4 protein-coding genes, 1 pseudogene and 1 riboswitch are annotated in these 4,039 nt (G+C 73.4%); of the genes and pseudogenes, 1 reads left to right on the top strand and 4 read right to left on the bottom strand.

Features of this window, described 5'->3' with window-relative positions; translation table 11 throughout:
• Positions 1 to 222, bottom strand: a pseudogene (locus ACOJUF_RS03350) (amidohydrolase); the annotation flags it as partial.
• 66 nt (positions 223 to 288) lie between these two features.
• Positions 289 to 372, bottom strand: a complete 84-nt coding sequence (locus ACOJUF_RS03345) for a putative leader peptide (protein ID WP_395725479.1) — start codon at positions 370 to 372, stop codon at positions 289 to 291.
• Between the two features lie 59 nt (positions 373 to 431).
• Positions 432 to 527, top strand: a riboswitch (TPP riboswitch).
• Between ACOJUF_RS03345 and thiD the strand changes: the two genes are divergently transcribed.
• Positions 524 to 2,014: a bifunctional hydroxymethylpyrimidine kinase/phosphomethylpyrimidine kinase gene (gene thiD, locus ACOJUF_RS03340; RefSeq protein WP_420120448.1), complete on the top strand. Its 1,491-nt coding sequence runs from the start codon at positions 524 to 526 to the stop codon at positions 2,012 to 2,014. It overlaps the preceding riboswitch by 4 nt.
• 230 nt (positions 2,015 to 2,244) lie before the next feature.
• On the opposite strand, the gene ACOJUF_RS03335 is transcribed toward thiD, so the two are convergent.
• Together ACOJUF_RS03335 and ACOJUF_RS03330 are read right to left on the bottom strand one after the other, a co-directional pair.
• The gene (locus ACOJUF_RS03335) at positions 2,245 to 3,228 is read right to left on the bottom strand and encodes a hypothetical protein (RefSeq protein ID WP_420120447.1); all 984 of its coding nucleotides are present in this window, start codon (positions 3,226 to 3,228) and stop codon (positions 2,245 to 2,247) included.
• Between the two features lie 342 nt (positions 3,229 to 3,570).
• Positions 3,571 to 4,039: isocitrate/isopropylmalate family dehydrogenase (locus ACOJUF_RS03330; RefSeq protein ID WP_420120446.1), on the bottom strand; the 469-nt coding region annotated here is incomplete at its 5' end.

Raw genomic sequence — 4,039 nt, 5'->3', positions numbered from 1 at the left:
CTCGATGCCCAGCGGGCTGGACAGCCCGAGGACCGCCCGGCCGGGTTCGGTCGCCCGGCGCCGATCCGGGTCGTGGTCGTCCGGGGGCACCGCGAACGGCGGCTCACCGGCCAGGTGCAGCGTCCAGCCGTCCAGGAACGGCGGTTCGCGGCGCCGGCGCAGGGCGTCGAACAGGGCCGGCGGCCACAGGTGCTGATGGATGTCGATCGGAGTGTGCGTCATGACGCGAGGTCCTCGCGGGATGGGGTGCCCGACCCCGGCAGCGGCCGGGTCGGCTGAGCGGAGGGCTCAGCGGCAACACATGGCGCTGGCGACCCGACGCAGGTCGACGTGCCGGCGGCGGTACCCGCTCGTTCCGGCTCCGTTCAGCATGCTCGGAGGCTAAGCAACCCGCGGGCAACCTGTCAACGCGCACCATGCTGGTAGGTTGCGCAGCTGACACGGGGTGCCCGCCGATCGGGCTGAGAGAAGACCCGTAGCCACCTGATCTAGGTAACGCTAGCGAAGGGATGTCGCCTTGAGCGTGCATGTTCTGTCCATCGCCGGGTCCGACCCGTCCGGCGGCGCCGGCATCCAGGCCGACCTGAAAACCTTTGCCGCGCACGGCGCCTACGGCATGGCCGCGATCGCGTCGCTGACGGCCCAGAACACCACCGGGGTGCGCGGGGTGTTCAGCCCACCCGCCTCGTTCCTGGCCGAGCAGCTGGCCGCGATCGCCGACGACATCGACGTCGACGCGGTGAAGATCGGCATGCTCGGGTCGGCCGAGAACATCGCCGTCGTCCGCGACTGGCTGACCGCCCACCGGCCGCCGTTCGTCGTGCTGGACCCGGTGATGGTCGCGACGAGCGGCGACCGGCTCCTCGACGCCGACGCCGAATCGGCACTGCGGGACCTGCTGGCCTGCGCCGACCTGCTCACCCCGAACGTCGCCGAGCTCGCCGTCCTGGTCGGGGACGCGCCGGCCCGCGACCTGGACGGGGCGATCGCCCAGGGCAAGGCCCTGGCCTCCACCTCCGGCGCCCAGGTGCTGGTCAAGGGCGGCCATCTCGGCTCGTCGGACGCCGGACCGGGTCGCGAGGCCACGGACGCGTTGGTCGGGCCGGACGGCTCGGTCACGCTGGTGCCCGGGCCCTGGGTGGAGACGAAGAACACCCACGGCACCGGGTGCACCCTGTCGTCCGCGCTGGCCGCGCTGCGCCCGCAGCGGGAGTCGTGGGCGGCCGCGGCGATCGATGCGAAGGCGTGGCTGACCGGTGCCCTGGCCGCGGCGGACACCGTGGGGGTCGGCCGCGGCCGGGGGCCGGTCGACCACCTGCACGCGCTGTTCCCCGCCCCGTTCTCGCAGACCGTGTGGCAGCGGATCGCGCCGATCCGGACGGCCATCGAGACGATGCCGTTCATCACCGCGCTGGCCGACGGCACGCTGCCCTGGGCCGACTTCCGCTTCTACCTGGCCCAGGACGCCTGGTACCTGCGCGAGTACGCCCGCTGCCTGGCCCGGGTCGCGGCGCTGGCCCCGGACCAGGACGCGCAGGAGTTCTTCGCGCATTCCTCGGCCGCCGCCCTCGAGGCGGAGATGGTCCTGCACCGGACGCTGCTCACCGCGCACGGCGAGACGCTCGACGGGGTCGTGTCGGACGCCGCCGCCTCGCCGGTGACCACGGCCTACCTCGACCACCTGCACCACTGCTGCGCAACCGGCTCCTACGCTCAGGCGGCCTCGGCCGTCCTGCCCTGCTTCTGGCTCTACCAGTACATCGGCGAGCGTCTGGGGGAACGGCGGGCGTCCGCCCCGGCCGGGGGCGAGCATCCGTACGCGGCCTGGATCGAGACGTACGCCGACCCCGCCTTCGCCGAGGCCACCACCCGCGCCGTCGCCCTGGCCGACCGCGCCTACGCCACCGCCTCGCCGGCCGAGCGGGCCGCGATGATCGACGCGTTCGAACGCTCCAGCCGCTACGAGTGGATGTTCTTCGACCAGGGCACCGCCCGCCCCGCCTGGCCGGTCTGACCCGGCCTCACCCGGCCTGAGCGGCGGCACGAGCGTGCGGGTCGCGCCGCCATTGAGCACGTCGCGCCGCTGGAGGGACTATCGCGCCACGTCAGGGCAGCGCGACGTTCTCCCAGGTGGCGCGACCCTGGCCCCGCTCGGTGGCTCACCGGATGAGGGATCAGTGGCGGTTGGCCCGACGGCCCCGGCCCGGTGGGATGTCGCCCGACCGGACCCGGCCCGGTGGAGCATCATCGGGCCAGCATCCGACCCCGGTCCAGCGCCCGTGCGATCTTGCCGGCCAGCGCAGCCGGGTCGTCCAACTCGGCCCAGGTCCAGCGCACCACGCTGAATCCGAGTGCGCGGATGCGGTCCTCGCGCAGCTTCTCCCGAAACACCGCGTCCCCGGCGCCCTGGCCCGGCCGGAGCCGCCGCCCGAACTTCTCGGCCCCGTCGAACTCGCCGACCACTCGGGCCGCGCGCCAGCAGAAGTCGGTCCGCGCGACCACGACGCCCGCTCCGGCGCGAATCGGAGCCTGCAGCTCCGGCGGAGGGAGGCCCTCTCGGGCCAGCAGCACGCGGCTGCGCGACTCGCCCACACTTTCCGCGCGCGGATCGGCGAAGGCCACCACCTGCTGCGCCGTTCGGCTGCCGCGTCGTCCATGAGCCCGGCCCGCCGCCTCCTGCAGGGCAGCCCGATCGACCAGGCCGGCCCGCAGCGCGTGGTCGGCGGCCACGACCGCCTGTTCGAAGCCGCAGCTGCGGGCCAGGTCGACCACGGTCCGGGCGATCGTTGTCACCGGACACCCGTCGACGACGGTGATCTCGTCCTGGTCGAGGGCCGCGCAGAACGCTTGGAGCTGCGCCCGGCGCCGACCGGATCGGACCCCCGGGTCGGTCACTTGTACCGCCCGGCCCGGCGGTCGCAGCAGCGCCAGCCCATGGACGCAGGCGGCCGACCGGTGACTGACGACGTACCGAGCGCCGAGTTCCGGGAGCGCGGCCTCGATGCGCAACCGATGGAGCTCCTCCGGCGAGAGGCCGGCAACCATGGCCGTCCGCGCGTACACCCCGCGGCGGATCGACCGCCATTCTCCGCGGGCGAGCCGACGTTTGATGTCGTCGCCGTTCAGGCCGCGCGCGAATGCGTCGGGTCGGGCGATCAACAGGTCGCGGCCCGGCTCGACTCCGAGATGGGCGCGCGGACCGGTCTGGCCCGGGATGTCATCAACCACCGGGATATCGTCCGGCGCCGCGGCCGGACAGTGCTGCGCGGCCGAGGCGGATGTGGACAGATCCGCCCATGGGGACAACCCCGCAAGATCGGTCCGCGCACAGCTCCGGCTCCATCGCGCCACCAGGGCGAGCGTCGCGTCATGACGACCTGGCGCGATCGTCACCGACCTGGCGCGATCGTCACCGAGCCGGCGCGATCAGGGCTGAGCCGGCGCGATCGTCACCGAACCGGCGCGAACAGGGCCGGGCCGGCGCGCCCGTTCGAGGTGTCACGCCGACCCACCGGGTGGAGCGGCGTGCCGCTCCACCCGGGATATCACCGGGCGCCCGGCAACCGGCCGTCAGGCCAGCCGGGTGGCCAGGTTCTCGTCGAGCGCGACGAGGAAGTCCTCGGTGGTCAGCCACTCCTGGTCCGGGCCGACCAGCGCGGCCAGGTCCTTGGTCATCTTGCCGCCCTCGACGGTCTTGATGATGACGTCCTCGAGGGCCTCGGCGAAGCCGGTGACCTCGGGCGCGCCGTCGAGCTTGCCGCGGTGCTTGAGGCCACCGGTCCAGGCGGAAATGGAGGCGATCGGGTTGGTCGAGGTGGGCTTGCCGGCCTGGTGCTGGCGGTAGTGGCGGGTGACCGTGCCGTGCGCGGCCTCGGCCTCGACGGTCTTGCCGTCCGGGGTCATCAGCACGGAGGTCATCAGGCCGAGCGAGCCGAAGCCCTGGGCCACGGTGTCGGACTGGACGTCGCCGTCGTAGTTCTTGCAGGCCCAGACGTAGCCGCCCTCCCACTTGAGCGCGGAGGCGACCATGTCGTCGATC

It is taken from the genome of Nakamurella sp., from assembly GCF_048594475.1.
In the GTDB taxonomy this organism is placed as follows: domain Bacteria; phylum Actinomycetota; class Actinomycetes; order Mycobacteriales; family Nakamurellaceae; genus Nakamurella.
The sequence above is the reverse complement of the archived record's forward strand: the minus strand, read 5'-3'. Positions and strand labels throughout refer to the sequence as shown.

Excerpts from the sequence above, each read along its gene's own strand:
- ACOJUF_RS03345 (WP_395725479.1), bottom strand. The coding sequence starts at position 372 with ATGCTGAACGGAGCCGGAACGAGCGGGTACCGCCGCCGGCACGTCGAC.